At 61.8% G+C, this 15,434-nt stretch carries 14 protein-coding genes, 1 tRNA gene, 1 pseudogene and 1 riboswitch; of the genes and pseudogenes, 6 read left to right on the forward strand and 10 right to left on the reverse strand.

Annotation, left to right across the window (positions count from 1 at the left end; translation table 11 throughout):
• Positions 1–2 precede the first annotated feature (2 nt).
• From mrdA to B9A12_RS15650, 4 genes are all read right to left on the reverse strand, one after another.
• On the reverse strand, positions 3–1,970 hold the full coding sequence (gene mrdA, locus B9A12_RS15640; RefSeq protein WP_170920666.1) for a penicillin-binding protein 2: 1,968 nt from the start codon (positions 1,968–1,970) through the stop codon (positions 3–5).
• Between the two features lie 14 nt (positions 1,971–1,984).
• Entirely contained in the window at positions 1,985–2,503 is a 519-nt protein-coding gene (locus tag B9A12_RS17110; RefSeq protein WP_170920667.1) for a hypothetical protein, read from the reverse strand.
• Between the two features lie 9 nt (positions 2,504–2,512).
• Positions 2,513–3,376 (reverse strand): rod shape-determining protein MreC, encoded by an 864-nt coding sequence (mreC, locus tag B9A12_RS15645; protein WP_084059036.1) that lies wholly within the window; start codon positions 3,374–3,376, stop codon positions 2,513–2,515.
• A 100-nt stretch (positions 3,377–3,476) separates the two neighbouring features.
• A complete protein-coding gene (locus tag B9A12_RS15650) occupies positions 3,477–4,508 on the reverse strand; it encodes a rod shape-determining protein (protein WP_084059037.1) in 1,032 nt (343 codons plus the stop codon).
• 184 nt (positions 4,509–4,692) lie between these two features.
• On the opposite strand from B9A12_RS15650, the gene B9A12_RS15655 reads away from it, so the two are divergent.
• Positions 4,693–6,585, forward strand: coding sequence for a B12-binding domain-containing radical SAM protein (locus B9A12_RS15655; protein WP_139796682.1), 1,893 nt, complete (start codon positions 4,693–4,695; stop codon positions 6,583–6,585).
• A 24-nt stretch (positions 6,586–6,609) separates the two neighbouring features.
• Here B9A12_RS15655 and B9A12_RS15660 read toward each other — a convergent pair whose 3' ends face one another.
• The 4 genes from B9A12_RS15660 to B9A12_RS15675 all read right to left on the reverse strand — a co-directional run bounded on the left by B9A12_RS15660 (position 6,610) and on the right by B9A12_RS15675 (position 11,358).
• A complete protein-coding gene (locus B9A12_RS15660; protein ID WP_084059039.1) occupies positions 6,610–7,389 on the reverse strand; it encodes a sulfide-dependent adenosine diphosphate thiazole synthase in 780 nt (259 codons plus the stop codon).
• Between the two features lie 16 nt (positions 7,390–7,405).
• Positions 7,406–8,683 (reverse strand): phosphomethylpyrimidine synthase ThiC, encoded by a 1,278-nt coding sequence (thiC, locus tag B9A12_RS15665; protein ID WP_084059040.1) that lies wholly within the window; start codon positions 8,681–8,683, stop codon positions 7,406–7,408.
• 107 nt (positions 8,684–8,790) lie between these two features.
• A riboswitch (TPP riboswitch) is annotated at positions 8,791–8,893 on the reverse strand.
• A gap of 87 nt (positions 8,894–8,980) precedes the next feature.
• The gene (gene dfsP / locus B9A12_RS17705; RefSeq protein ID WP_281247922.1) at positions 8,981–9,661 is read right to left on the reverse strand and encodes a DUF166 family (seleno)protein DfsP; all 681 of its coding nucleotides are present in this window, start codon (positions 9,659–9,661) and stop codon (positions 8,981–8,983) included.
• The gene (locus B9A12_RS15675) at positions 9,658–11,358 is read right to left on the reverse strand and encodes a glutamine--tRNA ligase/YqeY domain fusion protein (RefSeq protein ID WP_084059041.1); all 1,701 of its coding nucleotides are present in this window, start codon (positions 11,356–11,358) and stop codon (positions 9,658–9,660) included. The genes dfsP and B9A12_RS15675 overlap by 4 nt, the downstream gene beginning before the upstream one ends.
• A gap of 344 nt (positions 11,359–11,702) precedes the next feature.
• Between B9A12_RS15675 and B9A12_RS15680 the strand changes: the two genes are divergently transcribed.
• On the forward strand, positions 11,703–12,209 hold the full coding sequence (locus tag B9A12_RS15680) for an asparaginase domain-containing protein (RefSeq protein WP_084059045.1): 507 nt from the start codon (positions 11,703–11,705) through the stop codon (positions 12,207–12,209).
• A gap of 102 nt (positions 12,210–12,311) precedes the next feature.
• Here the strand turns inward: B9A12_RS15680 and B9A12_RS15685 are convergent, their stop codons facing one another.
• Positions 12,312–12,887 (reverse strand): NUDIX hydrolase, encoded by a 576-nt coding sequence (locus B9A12_RS15685; protein ID WP_084059046.1) that lies wholly within the window; start codon positions 12,885–12,887, stop codon positions 12,312–12,314.
• Positions 12,888–12,907: 20 nt separating this feature from the next.
• The gene (locus B9A12_RS15690) at positions 12,908–13,246 is read right to left on the reverse strand and encodes a carboxymuconolactone decarboxylase family protein (protein WP_084059042.1); all 339 of its coding nucleotides are present in this window, start codon (positions 13,244–13,246) and stop codon (positions 12,908–12,910) included.
• A gap of 191 nt (positions 13,247–13,437) precedes the next feature.
• Here B9A12_RS15690 and B9A12_RS15695 point away from each other — a divergent pair.
• The 4 genes and pseudogenes from B9A12_RS15695 to B9A12_RS16775 all read left to right on the forward strand — a co-directional run.
• Positions 13,438–13,513: transfer RNA gene (locus tag B9A12_RS15695), tRNA-Asn, on the forward strand.
• Positions 13,514–13,566: 53 nt separating this feature from the next.
• Positions 13,567–13,773 carry a GIY-YIG nuclease family protein gene (locus tag B9A12_RS15700; RefSeq protein ID WP_084059043.1) on the forward strand — a complete coding sequence of 69 codons (207 nt, stop codon included), beginning with the start codon at positions 13,567–13,569 and terminating at the stop codon, positions 13,771–13,773.
• A gap of 330 nt (positions 13,774–14,103) precedes the next feature.
• Positions 14,104–14,505, forward strand: a complete 402-nt coding sequence (locus B9A12_RS15705; RefSeq protein WP_084059044.1) for a ParA family protein — start codon at positions 14,104–14,106, stop codon at positions 14,503–14,505.
• Between the two features lie 318 nt (positions 14,506–14,823).
• Positions 14,824–15,434, forward strand: a pseudogene (locus B9A12_RS16775) (hypothetical protein); the annotation flags it as partial.

Below are 15,434 nucleotides of genomic sequence, written 5' to 3' on the forward strand. Positions count from 1 at the left end.
TCCTACTCCCCCGCGGCGTTTGGCCCAGAGCCGCTCGCCCCTTCGGTTGGCACCCGTCCCATCTTTTCCAAATAGGACAAAATCACCTTTTGCGCCAAGGGGGCGGCACCCGACGATCCATGGCCGCCGTGTTCCACCAGGACGGCCACCACGATTTCCGGGTCTTCCGCTGGAGCGTATCCCACGAACCAGGCATGGTCCTTGTGCAGATCTTTGCTCATCTTCTCCCAGAGCTTGCGGCTCATCCCCTCGGGCATGTGCACCACCTGGGCTGTCCCGGTTTTCCCGGCCATCCGAACCCCTGGAACCCGAATGCGATGTGCCGTCCCCCGGGGTTCTTCCACCACCCCCTGCAGGGCCTGGCGGACCAGCTCCAAGTTCTTCTTGTCGATTGGAAGTTGTCGACGGACGGATCCCGACGGGGCCCGAAGGCCATCCGCCGGGAAGCCGGCCTCGATGCGATCGACGATTCGGGGCTTGAGCAGCGTGCCTCCATTGGCCAATGCCGCATAGGCCATGGCCAGCTGCAGCGGGGTGACCAGATCGAAGCCCTGACCGATGGCGATGGTGAGCGTCTCTCCTTTTTGCCAGCTCACCCCCTTGGTCCGTTTCTTCCATTGGCGGGTGGGAACCAAGCCGCTGCGCTCCCCCGGCAGGTCAATGCCCGTTTTCTGGCCGAAACCGAACATCCTGGCATATCGGGCGATGGCGTCCACACCGAGTTTGAGTCCCGTTTGGTAGAAATAGACATCGCACGATTCCACGATCCCCCGGTGAAGATTCACGTGGCCGTGGCCCCAATCACGCCAGCACCGAAACCGCCTCCGTCCCAGCTGCATGAATCCCGGGCAGAAGACATCCGTATCGGGTTGCACGATCCCTTCCTCCAAGGCAGCCAGGGCCACAAACGGCTTATAGGTCGAGCCGGGGGGATAGGAAGAGGCGATGGCCCGGTTCAGCAGAGGATGAAAGGGATCGTTGATGAGGCCGTTCCACTCGTCGACCGTCATCCCCCTGACGAACTTTTCCTGATCGTAGCTGGGACTGCTGGCCATGGCCAGCACTTCCCCCGTCTTGGGGCTCACGGCCACAATGGCCCCCACGCGCTGTTCCAGGCACTCCTCGGCGGTCCGCTGGACATCCAGATCGATGCTCAACCACACGTTCCGGCCGGGGATGGGGAGCTTTTCGTCCAGGGACCGTATGTGTCGGCCCAGGGCGTCCACCTCCACCTGTCTCCAGCCGGCCTCCCCATGGAGGAATGGCTCAAAGGTCTTTTCCACACCCCCTTTGCCGATGTATTCTCCCGCCTGATAGTCTCTGAAATCCCGGCTCTGCAGTTCCTTTTCCGAGATCTCCCCCAGGTAACCGATGAGGTGCGCGGCCGTTCCATTCCAGCGGTAGCGGCGCTTCGGTTCCACCTCGATGTAGACCCCGGGCAGGCGCATGCGCCGGGCTTCCAGCCTGGCCAGGGTGTCCCGGTCCATGTCCTCCAAGAGCCGAATCGGCTCGAAGGCCCTTTTTGTCTTGTTGGCTTCCAGTCTTTGTCTCAGTTCCTGCTCGGGGATGGCACAGATACGGGCCAGTTCCTCCAGGATCTGGCCCACCTCGTGGGGCGCCTTGATGTCCTCGCGGACCAGCATGAGGTGATAGGCAGGGCGGTTTTCCACCAGGGGCGTCCCATTGCGATCGAAAATGAGTCCCCGGGGTGCGCGAACCGCCATGAACCGGATGCGGTTGTTTTCTGAAAGTTCGCGAAAGTGCGCTCCACTGAGAATCTGCAAGTACCACAGACGCAGCACGTAGCCCGCCAGGACCGCCAGGAAGACGGCCAGGATGATGCGGCATTGCCGCTCAAAGAGGCGTCTTTCGCTGGCCTCCCATTGAATGAGCTGAAGGCCCTTGGCGTCCGGGCGCACGAGACGCCGGGTGGTTGGGCGGTTCCGGTCGCTGGATCTGGTTTGAAACACCGTGGCCCGCCTCCTCACGATTGTCCATCCGTCATGATGGCCCGAGCGGGCAGCATGACCAGCGGGGCCGCCAGGCAGGACAACACCCCCTGGGACAGGATCATGGGCAGGGCCTGGGGCAGGTGCCCGACGCCCAGGGCCACGCCCGCCAGCATCAGGCCCTGGAGCACCACGCACACCCCCGCCACCACCATCCGATACAGGAGCCGCTCCAGATCCAAATGGCGGGCCACCACGGCCTGCAGCCCCACGGCAAACAAAAACGTGCCCACCTGCCCGCCCCAAAACCGTCCACTGAACACATCCACCACATATCCCCACACGAAGGCCCATGCGAGCGCGCCGCCCAGGGGAAAGAGGGATGCGATCTCCACGCACAGAGGCACCATCACATTGATACGCCAATAGGGGGAATCCAGCTGGGCAAAGATCCGCACCTGGATCAGGAAAACGAGAAAGGTGTAGCCCACGAAGACCCCAGCCAGACTGGCCCAATGAGGCCGCAGGTTCTCTTTTGGAACGATCACGCCCATGCGCGCCGCCTATTTCCCGTTGCGGGCATCCATCGACCCCGAAAGGCCCTGCACCTGGGGCACGGAGGTGATGACCAGCACCTCTTCCACGGAAGCCAGGTTGACCACGGGCGCGACCGTCACCTTCTGGAAGAGCGCCGCCGGCTCCCGGCTCACCTGCTGTACCACCCCCACCCGGAGTCCCCCCGGGAAGATACCGTCTTTTCCGGAGGTGATCACCAGATCACCCGTGCGCACGTCCTGATTGCTCCGCACGTAGCGCAGCGTGCAATTCTGCCCGTCCTCGCCGCTCAGGATACCGCGCACCCGGTTTCGCTGGATCAGGGCGTCCACGGCGCTTTCCCGGTCCGTCACCAGCAGGACCCGAGAGAAGCTGTCCGAAACCTCCAAGACGTGCCCCACCACTCCTTCCTCGTTGACCACCGGCATGTCCGGTCGAATGCCGTCCTTGAAGCCCTTGTCGATCATCACCGTCTGGAACCAGCCGGTGGCGTCGTGGACCACGATCCTGGCCGGAACGGTCTCCAGGTCCAGCCCTTCGCGGAAGTCCAGGAGACGCCGAAGCCTCTGGTTCTCGAGAAAGGCCTCCCGGTAGCGGGTCAGCTCGCTTTTCAGACGGGCCACTTCGCCCCTGAGCCTCTCATTTTCCCGCTGCACCTGGCGCAGGTAGACGTAGTGTTTGAGCCAGCCGTCCAGGGTTTGGCCCACCATCCGGGTCGCCCGCAGCAGGGGACCCAGGGTTTCCACCACCCCCCGCTGGAGCGGATCCATGCGATCGGGCACCTTGAAACTCAAAGAAAGGATGTAAAAGAAGACCCCGCCGACCAGCAGGGCGACGAGGACATAGCGCAGCCTGCGCAACCAATCCGGCATACTTCAATGCACCTTTGAAAGGCTTCTTACGGAGGCGTCACCGGACTTCTCTCAGGAAGGGCCCATGCGGACGGGTTGGGTGGGAAGCCCCCGGGAGACCTCAGCTGAGCACCTCTTTGAGCACTTCGATGTCTTCCAAGGCCTTGCCCGATCCCAGCACCACCGTGGACAGGGGATCCTCGGTCAGGGTGACGGGAAGTCCCGTTTCGAGCCGCAGCAGGTGGTCCAGGTTGCGCAGCAGCGCCCCCCCGCCGGTGAGAACGATCCCACGGTCCACAATGTCCGCCGCCAGTTCGGGCGGTGTCTGTTCCAGGGCGATCTTGATGGTCTCCACGATGCTGTCCACCTGCTCCTGGATGGATTCCCGCACTTCTTCCGAATTGATCTCGATGGTCTTGGGGATCCCGCTGACCAGGTCGCGTCCCTTGATGGACATGGTTTCCACGTCTTCGTTGGGATAGGCGTTGCCGATGGTCAGCTTGATCTGCTCCGCCGTCCTCTCCCCGATCAGCAGGTTGTATTTGCGCTTGATGTGCTGGAGGATCGCCAGGTCCATCTTGTCTCCGCCCACGCGCACGGAGCGGCTGTAGACGATGCCCGCCAGGCTGATCACCGCCACCTCGGTGGTCCCGCCTCCGATGTCCACAATCATGTTGCAGACCGGTTCCGTGATGGGTAGGCCCGCGCCGATGGCCGCCGCCATGGGCTCCTCGATCAGGTAGACTTCCCGCGCTCCGGCCGATTCGGCGGACTCGCGCACAGCCCGGCGCTCCACCTGGGTGACTCCGGAAGGCACGCAGACGATGATCCGGGGCCGAACCAGGCTTCGGCGGTTGTGGACCTTTCGGATGAAATATCGGAGCATGGCCTCCGCCACTTCAAAGTCCGCAATCACGCCGTCCTTCATGGGCCGGATGGCCACGATGTTGCCCGGTGTCTTGCCCAGCATCAGCTTGGCATCTTTGCCCACGGCCACCACCTGGTTGTTTTGCCCGTTGGAGCGGCGAACCGCCACCACCGACGGCTCGCACAACACGATGCCCTTGCCGCGCACGTAAACGAGCGTGTTGGCCGTTCCGAGATCGATAGCCAGGTCGTTTGAGAACCAACCCAGGATCCGGTTCAAAACCATAGGAAATTCCCTTCTCTGTGGAGTCGAAACTGGTCCCGATTACCTAACACTTCACCGGCCGAACTGCAACGGGTTTGTCTCCCCAAGATCGGTGTGGACACGAACGCCTTTCCGGGGTGATATTGATCCGTTTCAGTCGATCCCCGCACACACGGGAAGGTGGGTGGAAAGATTGGGAGGCACCGTGAAAGTCGTCTTGATGCAACTGCCCGTTCCATCGTTTGAGACGGACTACCCGTCGGAAAACATCCCCCTGGGCCCGGCCTACCTGGCCGCATACGCCCGGGAGCGAAACCCCGACGCCCACCTGGTGCTGGCGCCCCCGCACGTGGCCAACGCAGCGGGCGACACGGCCCTGCTGGCCTGGCTCGAAGCCGAGCGGCCGGACGTGGTGGGCCTGGCCTGTTATGTGTGGAACGTGGAACGATCCATCCATCTGGCCGCGCGCATCAAGCAGATCCGACCGGAAACCATGGTGGTCTTGGGAGGACCGGAAGTCAACCCGGACAACACCTTCTTGCTGGGGCACCCCGTCTTCGATTTCGGTGTGGTGGGCGAAGGAGAAGAGACCTTTTCGCAATGGCTCCAAGCGGTTCTCCAGAACGGCTCGGACCCGGCTCGGATCCCCGGTCTCCTGTTCCGCCGGGGGGACCGTTGGGTCACCACGGCGCCCCGTCCCCCCCTGACCTCTTTGGACGCCATCCCTTCCCCCTATCTTACTGGCATCCTGGGGCCTTCCGCCGCCAACACGGTGATCCTGGAAACCCTTCGCGGCTGCCCCTACCGGTGCGCCTACTGTTACTATCACAAGAGCTACCCCCACCCTCGGCCGTTCGCCCTGGACCGGGTCCGCCGGGAGCTTCTATGGGCCGCCGAGCGGGGGGTGGAAGAAGTCTATTTTCTCGATCCTTGTTTTGCGCGGCGCCCGAACCTGGAGGCCCTGATCCGGGCGATGGAGGAAGCGCGCTCCATCTTTCCCATCCGATTCCAGGCCGAACTGAACGCCGAGGACGCCACCGATGCGCTCATCGCCGCCCTGGCCCGCGCCGGTTTGGAGCAGGTGGAAGTGGGGCTCCAGTCCATCAACCCCAAGGCCCTCAAGGCCATCGGACGCCGCTTCGATCCGGACCGGTTTCTCGAGGCCGTCCGGCGTCTGCGCCGCGAAGGCATTGGGGTCATGGTGGACCTCATGGTGGGGCTTCCCTTCGATACCGTGGAGGATGTGAAGCGGGCGGTGGACTTTGTGGTGGAACACGATCTTTTCGACGAACTGAGTCTCTACCCCCTGAGCCTGCTGCCCGGAACCGTCCTTCGCCGAAAAGCTCCGGAGCTGGGGATCCAATACCTTGCCGAGCCCCCCTACTACGTGCTCCAAACCCCGCACATGGTTCCAGACGACGTGCGCCACGCCTTCGAGTACGCGGAACAGGCCACCGGCATCGACTTCTTTCCCGTGGAGGTGCCCCAAGCCGCCTTGGAACCGGACGACCGGCATCCGCCCCCCCATGGAACCCGTGTGGTCCTGGGAAGGCATCCGGCCGTCGCGGCCCTTTCCCGCGAGGCGGCCCAACAAGGCGCGGCGCCGGCGGCCCCTGCGGACCTTCCGGGAAACGTCCTCATCGTAGAGCTGGAATCCTGCGACGCCCTGAGGGCCCATCCGGGAAACGCCTTGCTGGAAACATTGCGCGCCAACCCCCACACCATGGTGACCCTGGTGGTGGACGAAGACCGGCTGGACTGGGAGGCGATTGAGGATTGGGCGGACCGCCTTCTGGCCGTCCGAAGCCACCTGATGGATCGGGACTACTTTTCCACCCTGGATCCCATCCGGTCGGTGCAGCTCCTGGTGCGGTTTGCCCAGGCGGAAGGCCCGCCGGTGTTGGTGCGCCTCCCCTTACGCCCTCGGGAAAAGGAGGCGTCGGTCCCTTCCGCCGGGCACTTCCTGGACACGGCACGGCAGGCCTGGGTGGGCTTTCCTCCGGATCTGGACCAGGACGAAGAGGACGCCCTCCTGGAAAGGATCTGGAAGCGCCTCCCCCCCCACATCCAGCGCCTGCGCTTGGCGGAACTGGGCTGAGACCGGGGCACCCCGGCCGTATGCTCAGGATTGGAGCTGCTCGAGGATGAGCCGGGCCACTTTTTGCCCGGAAAGAAGCATCCCGCCGAAGATGGGACCCATGCGTGGGCCGCCAAAGGTGGCGTTGGCCGCCATCCCGGCCACGTAGAGGCCCGGGTAGACCTGGCAGGTGTTTTCCAAGGTCAGCCGCTCCGCCTCTTCGGCCCACATGGACCGCTCCCCTGCGCGCTTTCCGCTGGGGGTGGAAAGGGATCCCGGCACCTTGCGTTCCACCACCTTCACCACTTCCGTGTCGTGCCCCGTGGCGTCCACCACCACTTGGCACCGCACGGCCAGGGGATCCACGTGCAGGCCCGCCATCTCGACCGCCGACCAGTTGAGCACCAGCCCCATGATCCGTTCCGGCCGCATCATGACGTCCTCCACGCTCACGCAATTGAAGATCCGGGCCCCCGCTTTCACAGAGCGACTGGTCAGGGTGGAGACGGATTCCACGGCATCCGCCGTGTAGTAGCCGTCCGTGTAGTGTTGGGCGCGGATGCCCACCTGATCCAGGATGGTCTTGGCCTCTTCCTGCACCACGATCTCGTTGAAGAGCATGCCGCCGCCCCACATACCGCCGCCCACGCTGAGCTTTCTTTCGAACAGAGCCACCTTTTTGCCCGCCTCGGCCAGGAGCATGCCCGCCACCAGCCCGGAAGGTCCGGCCCCCACAATGGCCACGTCCAGATCGATGGCCTCCTTGAGCTTGGCAATGTAACGGTCCATGATAGCTCGGGTGATGATCCTCTCGTCCAGTGCCATGATTTTCCTCCTCCTTTCAGGCAGTCGCCTTGCGAACGATCTTGACCGCACAGAGCTTTCCGCACATGCTGCACGCCTCTTTGTCTTGGGTGACCTGGATCCTCCGTTGGACCAGGTCCGGATCCAGGGCCGCCGCCACCACCCCGTCCCAGTCCAGGGCCTGGCGGCATCGGGACATGGCCTCGTCCCGCTCCTTGGCCCCGGGGATTCCCTTGGCCAGGTCCGCCACATGCGCGGCGATGCGGGCGGCCAGGACCCCCTGATACACGTCGTCTTCATCGGGAAGCTTCAGGTGTTCCGCCGGCGTCACATAGCACAGGAAGTCAGCTCCGGCGGCCCCGGCCAGGGCCCCCCCGATGGCCGCCGTGATGTGGTCGTAGCCCGCGGCGATGTCGGTGGGAAGCGGCCCCAGAACGTAGAAGGGCGCGCCGTTGCAGAGCTTTTTCTGGAGCTGCACGTGGGACTGGATGTGCTCCAGGGGCACATGTCCCGGTCCCTCGATCATCACCTGAACCCCCCGCTCATGGGCCCTGCGGGCCAGCTCGGCCAGAATCATCAGTTCCTCGATCTGCGCCCCGTCGATGGCGTCCGCGATGGTCCCGGGCCGGAATCCGTCTCCCAGGCTCAGGGTCACGTCGTGCTCGTGGGCGATCTCCAGAAGGTCGTTGAAGTTTTCGTAGAGCGGGTTTTCCTTCTTGTTCTTGCGCATCCAATACATGTGGATGGAACCACCCCGGCTCACGCACGGCATGATGCGCTCGAAGTGCTCCAGCTTGCGCACCGAGGCCAGGGTCACACCGCAATGGACCGTGATGTAGTCCACCCCCTGGCGGCATTGCTCCTCGATCCCCCGAAGGAGCACGTCGCCGTCCATCTTTTCCAGGGCAACGCCCTTTCGCACCATCTCCGTGGCGATTCCGTAGACGGGAACGGTCCCCACCATGGTTCCGGCCTCCTGGAGATACATGGTGCGCAGGGCCTGCAGGTCGCCCCCCGTGGAAAGGTCCATGACCGAATCGGCCCGGGCCCGGAGAGCGGCCTGCAGCTTGCGCCGCTCCAGGTCCATGTCCGCGCACTCGCCGCTGGTGCCCAGGTTGGCGTTCACTTTCGTCTTGAGCCCGCGGCCGATGGCCCGGACGGTTTCAAAGGAATGGTGGCGGTTCTTGGGCAGCACGGCGTGGCCCGATGCGATGAGATCGCGCAGTGTGTCGGCATCCACCGCCTCGTTCCGGGCGGCCCGCTCCATTTCGCGGGTGACGATCCCCGCCTTGGCAAAATCCAGCTGGGTTTTCATGGGTGTCTCTCCTCCCGCTTTTCCGTGGAGGAGGGATGGTGGGGAGCCGAGGTTTCAAGAGGAGCACGAAAAAGGCCGCTTGGAAAGCGGCCGGGGAGGTCTTCTCTTCGCCATCCGCTCGCCAATCCCTCCGCCAGCATGACCTGGATCAGGTTCGAGGGGTAACTTCTCAGCCCTTTCCCCTGGGAAAGGACGCCCCCTGGCGATCGCTAACTTTGTCTTTTTAACACGTTCCCACTTAAGAAAGTAGCCCCAATTTTCGCCGGGCCGGGCTGCCATCCGCTCGGGCACCGTCCTTCACGACTCCGCGTCCAGGTCCAGGCCCAGGTCTTCCAAGGCCTTTCGCAGGGCGTGCTTGTGCACCTCGGCGGCGAAATGGACGGGGCTCTTTCCATAGAGCGGATCCCAGTTGGACGGGTCCGCCGAGCAAAAGTATTGGGTCTCCAGGCTGTATCGCACCGGCGCCTCGGCAGCGGGGCAGCCCACCATGCGCTGGGCCGCTTCCCACGTGGCGCCGCAGGGAGCCCCGCGCACCACCTCCACCCGGGCGATGCGCCCGTCGCGCAGCTCCACCTTCACTTCCGGCGCCCCAAAGAACACCTCGTAGTCTCCCAGGCAACCCGGCCGGGAAAGACCGCATCAGGTGGGGGGGATGTAGATGCGGGGCCCTTTGATCTTCTTTCCCGACGCCACCACGGGGATCCCCTGGTCGGCGCACCGCTTGGCCAGATCCTCCGACAGGTCCGGATGTTTGAGAAAATCCAGGACCAGGTCCGCTTGGATCCTTTCCGGCAGGTACCCATCGGTGTCATCGAGAAGGGGCGGGAGGGGCTCGTCGATGGAATGGACCCGGACTTGAAAGCGGGAACCGCCGTAGCGGCGCAGCCCCGCAATCTTGGCTTCGCCGCTTCCCTGTTGTTGGAAGACCAGGATCTTCTGAGGATTTTGTTCGTCTGTGCGTGCGTGTTCTGGACTCATTTTTTCATCGCCTTTTCGATCTTGGCCCACGTATCGCGAAGGGGCACCGTTCGGTTGAACACCAGCCGGTCCGGAGCGCTGTCCCGGCTGTCCACGCAGAAATAACCCAGCCGTTCAAACTGGTAACGAGCCCCGGGCTGAGCCTCCTTGAGGCTCGGCTCCACCCAGCACTCGTTGAGCACCACCAGGGATTGGGGATTGATGAAATCGAGAAAGGTCTGGCTTTCCTCCACATCGTTGGGATCCTCCCGGGTAAAGAGCCGGTCGTAGAGGCGCACCTGGGCGGGCACGGCATGGCGGGCGGACACCCAGTGGATGGTTCCCTTGACCTTGCGTCCGTCGGGCGACCACCCTCCGCGGGTGGCGGGATCGTAGGTGCAATGGACTTCGGTGATCTCTCCGCTGTCCGGATCCTTGACCACATCCACGCAACGCACGTAGTAGCCGTAGCGCAGGCGCACCTCCCGGCCCGGGGCCAGGCGGAAGTATTTTTTGGGCGGATCCTCGCGGAAATCGTCCCTTTCGATGTAGAGTTCACGGCAGAAGGGAACCCGGCGCTTGCCCATGGACGGGTCTTCGGGGTTGTTCACCGCCTCCAGTTCTTCCACCTGGTCCTCGGGATAGTTGACGAGAACCATCTTGAGGGGCCGCAGCACCCCCATGACCCGAGGGGCCCGCTTGTTCAGGTCCTCCCGAATGCAATGTTCCAGAAGCGCCACGTCCACCAGGCTGTCCCGCTTGGCCACTCCGATCTTGTCGCAGAAGGTGCGGATGGCCTCGGGGGTGTAACCCCGGCGCCGCAGGCCGGACAGGGTGGGCATGCGCGGGTCGTCCCAGCCGGAAACATGACCTTCTTGCACCAGCTGGTTGAGCTTTCGCTTGCTCAACACCGTGTAGCTCAGGTTCAGGCGGGCGAACTCGATCTGCTGGGGATGGTAGACCCCCAGTTCGTCCAGGAACCAGTCGTAGAGGGGCCGGTGATCTTCAAATTCCAGGGTGCAGATGGAGTGGGTGATCCCTTCCATGGAATCGGACAGGCAGTGGGCGAAATCGTACATGGGATAGATGCACCACTTGTCCCCCGTGCGGTGATGAGCCGCCTTCTTGATGCGGTAGATCACGGGATCGCGCAGGTTGAGATTGGGGGAGGCCATGTCGATCTTGGCCCGGAGGACGCATTGGCCCTCGTCGAATTCGCCCGCGCGCATCCGCTGGAATAGATCCAGGTTTTCTTCCACCGAACGGTTGCGATAGGGGCTGTCCTTGCCGGGTTCGGTGAGTGTTCCGCGGTACTGGCGGATCTCTTCCGGGCTCAGGCTGTCCACGTAGGCTTTACCCTTCTTGATGAGCTCCACGGCGTACTGGTGGAGCCGGTCGAAGTAGTCGGACGCGTAGAAAAGGCGCTCTCCCCAGTCGAAGCCCAGCCAGGCCACATCCGCCTTGATGGATTCCACGTACTCCACGTCCTCCTTGGCGGGATTGGTGTCATCGAAGCGGAGGTTGCACAAACCGCCGTATTCCTGGGCCAGGCCGAAGTTGAGGCAGATGGACTTGGCATGGCCGATATGCAGGTATCCGTTGGGTTCCGGAGGAAACCGGGTGTGAACCCTCCCTCCGTATTTGCCGCTTTTGAGGTCTTCTTCGATGATGTCCTTGATGAAGTTGGGCGGTGTTACGCTCTCTTTTTCCTTGCTCATAAGGTCCTTCCGTCCTCCCTGGCCCCGGTGCACCCCGTGGCGCTCTGTGTGGGAGCGCCGGCCGGCCGTCTCCGATGCATGGGAAAGTCTTGGTAAGGCGACCGTCACAGGGCCCCCAGGCGCGATGGCTGAAACCTGGAGATCCCGACCGCTTTTCACCCGGCGCCCGTGACGGCTTTCGTCTCTCATTGTCACGGGCTTCCGTGAAGGGGGTTTATCGGTTTTCCGTTTCTCTTGCAAGCTCGGCGACAAGGGCTCGTTCGGGTTTGCTATCCGCAGCCCAATTCGTCTATCTTGGGAGACCCTTTGAGCACCGTGCCACTTCGCGAAACGGGAGCGCCATGATGGAAAAGATTTTTATTTTCACCACCGGCGGGACCATCGACAAGGTCTACTTCGACCAGAAGAGCCGGTATGAGGTGGGGGAGCCCCAGGTGGAAGTCATCCTGAGGGAAGCCAATGTGACGGCGGCCTACGAAATCCGCCCCCTCATGCGAAAGGACAGCCTGGACCTCACCGATGCGGATCGGGCCCTGGTCCGCCGGGCGGTGGAAGAATGCCCGTCCGGGCGCATCATCATCACCCACGGCACCGACACCATGAAGGAGACGGCCCAGGTACTTCAGGGCATGCCGGGCAAGGTGATCGTGCTCACGGGAGCCATCGAGCCCGCGCGCATCAAGTCGAGCGACGCCCCTTTCAACGTGGGCGCGGCCATGGCCGCCGTGCAGACCCTGCCGCCCGGGGTCTACATCGCCATGAACGGCCGCATCTTCGATCCCCGGAGGGTGCGAAAGAACCGGGAAGCCAACCGGTTCGAAGAGGTGGAGCCGCACCCCCCTGTGCTCTGAAGCATGGGGTGCGTTGGGCGGACCGGCGCCCTTACGCGGAGAAGGCTCCATCCCCGGATAAAGAAAGCCCCTGTGGCACCGGTCCCTGGGCGACCCCAGGGGTCAGGCGGTGGTCACGATTGTGTCCAGGCCTTGATCCGGGTACCGCAGGAAGAAACGGCAGAAGGCCGCCACGATGAGCGCGTGGCGGATCTCACCGCGGTCGATCATCTCCGGGATCCGGGCCAGGGGGAGGGTGACCACCTGGATGTCCTCCATGTCGTCCAGATGCGGAGGGCCCGCCCGACGGACCCCGGGAGCCAGAAAGGTGTAGCACAGATTGTTCTGGATGGCCGGATTGGGCTGCACGTGCCCGAGGGAGACAAGCCTTTCGGCTTCGTAACCCGTTTCCTCGCGCAGTTCCCGGCGGGCGGCTTCTTCCGGGCTGTCTCCCGGGTCCACCACGCCGCCGGGGATTTCCAGGGTCAGATCGCGGATCCCGTGGCGGTATTGGCGAACCAGGACCACCTGGTTGTCCGCCGTGATGGGGATCACGTTCACCCAGGCGGGGGATTCGAGCACGAAGACCTGGTGCTCCCTTCCGGTGCGGGGCGATACCACCCGATCCTTTCGGAACCCCACGATGTGGGTTCCGTTCCACCGTTCGCTGGACAGAACAGTCCATTTCTTCGGTGCCATGGACTCCACTCGTCTTCCCGTCACTTCCTGGGCGATTCCTTTTCCAACTCTTCCAGCACGTCCATCACGTGATGGGCGCAATAGGCCATGGAAGGGGCTCCGCCCATGAGCACTGCCACGCCGGCCGCCTCCAGGATCTCATCGCGGGTGACCCCCAGTTCCACGGCCCCCGACACACTTCGACGGATGCAGGGTTCACAGCGAAGGGCCGTGGCGATGCCCACCTGGATGAGCCGTTTGGTCTTGGCGTCCAAGACGCCGTCTTCCATCAGCGCATCGTGCAGTTGGAAAAAGCTCTCCATGAGCCGCGGGGCATGGTTCCGCAGCCTTTCCAGTGCCGCTTCCATATTTTCGGCCATGGTTCCATCCTCCCTTGTTTAGAGATGCATCACCCGGGTTTACGTCCCCGTTGCGGGACTTCCCAAATGCACCCTACGAGATCGCCGGCATGGACGCAAGCCCGACTCCCGCGCAAACCGTTCCTTTTCCCTTGACAAACCTCCAGGCGTTTGCTACTCAAACGCGGCGCTTCGGAAGAAGCGGTTCCCATTCCCCGGTAGCTCAATCGGCAGAGCGGGTGGCTGTTAACCACTAGGTTGGCGGTTCGAGTCCGTCCCGGGGAGCCAGAAACATCCGGCTCGGCCCTGATTGGGCCGGGCCTTTTTTATTGGGTGAACTCATGTGGTTCGTCTACATCTGCCAACGCGGCGGAAAGCTCTACACCGGCATCACCACCGACCTGCAACATCGCATGACCCAACACAAGGCCCAACTCCTCTACTACGAACCCCACCCCGACAAGTTCTCCGCCGCCCGCAGAGAAAAGCAAATCAAGGGATGGCGCCGCGAAAAAAAACTCGCCCTCTGCCACAAAAAGCCCTCGTGACGTTCCGACCCACCTCACACCACGGCGGTGAGTTCACCCTGAGCGAAGCGAAGGGAGTCCGTCCCGGGGAGCTAGTTTGAATACATTGATTTCAGCACTACCTCTGTGCCAATGAAGGTGACTCAGCTTCATTGGCACAGAGGGTATTGCTGGTCCAGTCTAGTTGGGGGTCACCATAATATCTTCCGTAAGATTGTCTTATACATAGGCACAATTTCACTGATTAAGGCCATGACTTTAGCCCATTAGATGGAATTTCTTGAACCCAAATTGATAAATTTAGGTTAAAAAGTTGTCTATCAATTCGGTGGATTTACAAATGCTACCAGCATTCTGCTGTCAGGAGAGTCCCATATTGCCACCCACACAATGTACGATTTATTGGATCCGGATATCAGAGAAAGGATACATGGTGATACATTTGTGGTTTCCACCCGCCATCCGAATGTATCCCGCATACCTAACATTGAAGAAAGCAGCGCGTTGGACATACCTCTGGGCAGGAGAAGCCCCGACAGTTTCCGGATATTACAACAGCGTCTGCCCCGCATCTTATCTTCAAAACTGTTTGATGTGGTACTGATCGACAACCCACCGTCCATCGGGCTTTGGTTGACCATATCCCTGGCCGCCAGCGATTTTGCCATTGTGCCCATAGATGCCGCATCTGGGTACAGTTTGGATGGACTGCGCAAGGTATTGGATCTGATTGATGCAATCCGGAAAATATAAACCCAGCTCTTAAATTTTTGCGACTTGTAGTTAATCGGGCCGACCAGAGGACCCTAATTGCACGCCATGTCATCGAAAGGATTCGAACCGAATTCTCCGGTCAGTATTTCGAGACCATAATTCCGATGGCCACACTCGTACAGCAGGCGGAATACTTGCATCGGACTGTATTTGAGCAGCGGAGCAATTCAAAGGCAGCCAAAGCATATCGCAGTCTGGCACGAGAGTTTCTTGAAATCCTGAAAACTGCCTAAAAAAAGAAAGCATAGGGGAAAAATGACGACATCCTCACAGAAAAGGCGCAAACGGCGGAGTTTCTTGGATTTCGTGCGCGAAGCCGGCGATCCACATTCTGACGGTATCCGGGAGGCCAAACAAATCCTGGACCGTATCAATCAGACACCTGAAGCAGCAGCCAAAACGGCAGTTAGATCAGCAGGCAAAACGGCACCCAAAAAAGCACCTGAATCAGCACCCAAATCGGCACCTGAAACGGCAGTCAGAACGGCACCCAAAACGGCAGGCAAAACGGCAGGTGAAGCGGCAGCCAAAACGGCAGTTAGATCAGCAGGCAAAACGGCAGTCAAAAAAGCACCTGAATCGGCACCCAAAACGGCAGGTGAAACGGCAAACGCACAAGATACACAACTCATTGTATTTACAAACAAAGAGGCTCTGACTTATGAAGCCATGCGTCTGCTTTCCGGACAACCGACCACACAGGCCAGAATGGCATCCGAACTCAGAATCAGCTATTCGCACCTGCGGGCAATCATACGAAGATTTCAAGACATGGGAATTGTCCAGACATCCAGGTGCCGTCTGGCCGGGAAGGTATACACCTCCTACCGGATTAGGGAGGTAGAATACTGCTGCCCGAATCCGGATGCGGTGGCCGCCAGGCTGAAAAAGGCCCAGTTTCTGAGTCT

Origin of the sequence: Desulfacinum hydrothermale DSM 13146, assembly GCF_900176285.1 — a bacterium.
GTDB classification, from domain to species: Bacteria; Desulfobacterota; Syntrophobacteria; order Syntrophobacterales; family DSM-9756; genus Desulfacinum; species Desulfacinum hydrothermale.

Excerpts from the sequence above, each read along its gene's own strand:
- B9A12_RS17110 (WP_170920667.1), bottom strand. The coding sequence starts at position 2,503 with ATGGGCGTGATCGTTCCAAAAGAGAACCTGCGGCCTCATTGGGCCAGT.
- mreC (WP_084059036.1), bottom strand. The coding sequence starts at position 3,376 with ATGCCGGATTGGTTGCGCAGGCTGCGCTATGTCCTCGTCGCCCTGCTG.
- B9A12_RS15650 (WP_084059037.1), bottom strand. The coding sequence starts at position 4,508 with ATGGTTTTGAACCGGATCCTGGGTTGGTTCTCAAACGACCTGGCTATC.
- B9A12_RS15660 (WP_084059039.1), bottom strand. The coding sequence starts at position 7,389 with ATGGCACTGGACGAGAGGATCATCACCCGAGCTATCATGGACCGTTAC.
- thiC (WP_084059040.1), bottom strand. The coding sequence starts at position 8,683 with ATGAAAACCCAGCTGGATTTTGCCAAGGCGGGGATCGTCACCCGCGAA.
- B9A12_RS15675 (WP_084059041.1), bottom strand. The coding sequence starts at position 11,358 with ATGAGCAAGGAAAAAGAGAGCGTAACACCGCCCAACTTCATCAAGGAC.
- B9A12_RS15680 (WP_084059045.1), top strand. The coding sequence starts at position 11,703 with ATGGAAAAGATTTTTATTTTCACCACCGGCGGGACCATCGACAAGGTC.
- B9A12_RS15685 (WP_084059046.1), bottom strand. The coding sequence starts at position 12,887 with ATGGCACCGAAGAAATGGACTGTTCTGTCCAGCGAACGGTGGAACGGA.
- B9A12_RS15690 (WP_084059042.1), bottom strand. The coding sequence starts at position 13,246 with ATGGCCGAAAATATGGAAGCGGCACTGGAAAGGCTGCGGAACCATGCC.
- B9A12_RS15700 (WP_084059043.1), top strand. The coding sequence starts at position 13,567 with ATGTGGTTCGTCTACATCTGCCAACGCGGCGGAAAGCTCTACACCGGC.